The sequence below is a fragment of the Novipirellula caenicola genome (assembly GCF_039545035.1).
GTDB lineage: Bacteria > Planctomycetota > Planctomycetia > Pirellulales > Pirellulaceae > Novipirellula > Novipirellula caenicola.
In genome coordinates, this window is record NZ_BAABRO010000058.1 from 1 (window position 1) to 2,066 (window position 2,066).

General features: G+C 55.6%; 3 protein-coding genes. All 3 read left to right on the plus strand.

Annotation, left to right across the window (positions count from 1 at the left end; all coding sequences use genetic code 11):
- Positions 1-254 precede the first annotated feature (254 nt).
- A complete protein-coding gene (locus ABEA92_RS31200; RefSeq protein WP_345689781.1) occupies positions 255-635 on the plus strand; it encodes a hypothetical protein in 381 nt (126 codons plus the stop codon).
- Between the two features lie 700 nt (positions 636-1,335).
- Positions 1,336-1,863 (plus strand): SUKH-4 family immunity protein, encoded by a 528-nt coding sequence (locus tag ABEA92_RS31205; protein WP_345689783.1) that lies wholly within the window; start codon positions 1,336-1,338, stop codon positions 1,861-1,863.
- Between the two features lie 23 nt (positions 1,864-1,886).
- The coding region (locus tag ABEA92_RS31210) for a hypothetical protein (protein ID WP_345689785.1) at positions 1,887-2,066 on the plus strand (180 nt) is incomplete at its 3' end.

A 2,066-nucleotide genomic window follows, 5' to 3' on the forward strand; every position in this document is an offset into this window, starting at 1 on the left:
CCCAACGGTTGTCTGCTTGACGGGCCACCCACGGGGCGGAACGCCACTGCAACCATACTCGATTCATGCTTGCTGCGATCTGCGATAACCATGCGATGGTGACGGAGCGGCGGCATCGTTTTTGCAAGGTGGCTCAATCACCCTTCGCCGCCCGCACATCGCTCCCGTTATCCCATCCAAGTTTCGTGACTGCATCCGAGCAACCACATTTGACATTCGCCGCTAGTCGATGGCGATTCTTCATCGCTACAACGATGAGCAGTTTGTCGATTGGCATCGTGATCTACTGCCTTACCCAATGGTTGCAAATCCCATATGGCTGGGCGGTATTCATTGTCGTGATTCGCACGGCGTTCTGGGCCTGCGCGGTCGATATTCACAAGTTCGACGTCTACGTAGATGGGCGGACGCTTACCGGGCCCACGTTGATCTTCACATCTCAGCCAGCGTCCATTGACCTTGGTGACGTCGATCCGGAATTCGTTAGCGAGTGGATGGGGGGTTTCTCGGTGCACGATTCCACCGGTAGCGAGGTCATGGCGCACTACCGATACTACTTGCCCGAAGATCGTGTGATTCTTCGCGGTCTGATCGAACGCCTTCGTCAGCCACGCTCTACCGCGTCTGTGGGATAACCATGGCATTCACACGGAGCGGGGCTTGCAGCCGAATTTGAAATGGACAACTTTACTCTCCCCGCCCGGTGATGCCCGCCGTTATCGCAACTAGCGGCGTGGCCTGCGTTGATTTTCAATTCATTCCACCGCTGGCGTCACAAGCGAAATTCCGGTTGGTGATCGTGCAACATCTTGTCATCGCAGTCCGTTACACTAGCGTCACTGGTCGATCCCAACGGTTGTCTGCTTGACGGGCCACCCACGGGGCGGAACGCCACTGCAACCATACTCGATTCATGCTTGGTACGATCTGCGATAACCATGCGATGGTGACGGAGCGGCGGCATCGTTTTTGCAAAGTGGCTCAATCACCCTTCGCCGCCCGCACATCGCTCCCGTTATTGGATGTGGCGCGGTCGTTGCTCGGTCGATTGGTGCGCGGTCGATGCGGATGCTCGAACGCTTGCTCGGCCCACACACCTGCTCGGGCGCACATGTTTCCTCGGTCGGATTGCTTGCTCGGTCGCATGTTGCTCTGTCTTGCTTCGTTCAACTACAATGGCGTTTTGGCATTCGCCGAACTGGAGAATCAATCGGCGGTTCCCCCAACTACCATCCAATAACCATGCGATGATGACGGAGCGGCGGCATCGTTTTTCGATGTGGTTCGTCACCGTTCGCCGCCCGCATATCGCTGCCGTTACCCGACTGAAAATCCATGACGCCAACGGAGTTTAAGAGTCGATACATTGCCTCGCTTCCCGAGGTTCCAGATGAACTGCGCGTCGAACTCGACCTAGAACGCTTTGTTGCATTTGACGCGGACACGCTAACTGACCTTTCACTTGCATCAGCAGACGCGGCTATTCTTTCCGACGTTGGCTTACCGAACTCCGCTTCGCCTTGGCTGAATTTTGAGATCGACCCGAATCGCCGACTAAAACCCATTGATAGTTTTCCCCAAATGGTCGCGATCGGATCGAATGCCTACGGTGACTACGTTTGCCTCGACTTGGATGCCAATGCCGCTGTTGTTTACGTCAACCACGATGACTCGAACGCTCGGGTTTTGATCAATTCGTCTGTGTCTAACCTCGCGAAGTCACTTTGCATATACTTGACGCATCGACACGAAGGCGATCCCGCTGACTTACTGTCTGCCATCGGTTCATTCGATCCTGACGCCACACTTCCAGGTACATTTTGGCATCATGAATCGAGAGCACTCACAGATGGCGGCGGGTAACTATGTGATGCAACGGAGGACGGGTGGTCCGTTTTATCGTCAGCTTGCAAGTCGTTCGCCCGTCCCCGCTGATCACTGCCGTTATCGGACTGACTGGTCGCCTTTCCGCTCGCTTGACGCTACTCGGACACGGCAAACAAACTCGCACAATGCCCGTCGTCGTGACTCGGATCGCTAAAACCCTCGCGTGGATCGTCGCCTTC

Coding starts and splice junctions, on each gene's coding strand:
- ABEA92_RS31205 (WP_345689783.1), top strand. CDS start 1,336: ATGACGCCAACGGAGTTTAAGAGTCGATACATTGCCTCGCTTCCCGAG.
- ABEA92_RS31200 (WP_345689781.1), top strand. CDS start 255: ATGAGCAGTTTGTCGATTGGCATCGTGATCTACTGCCTTACCCAATGG.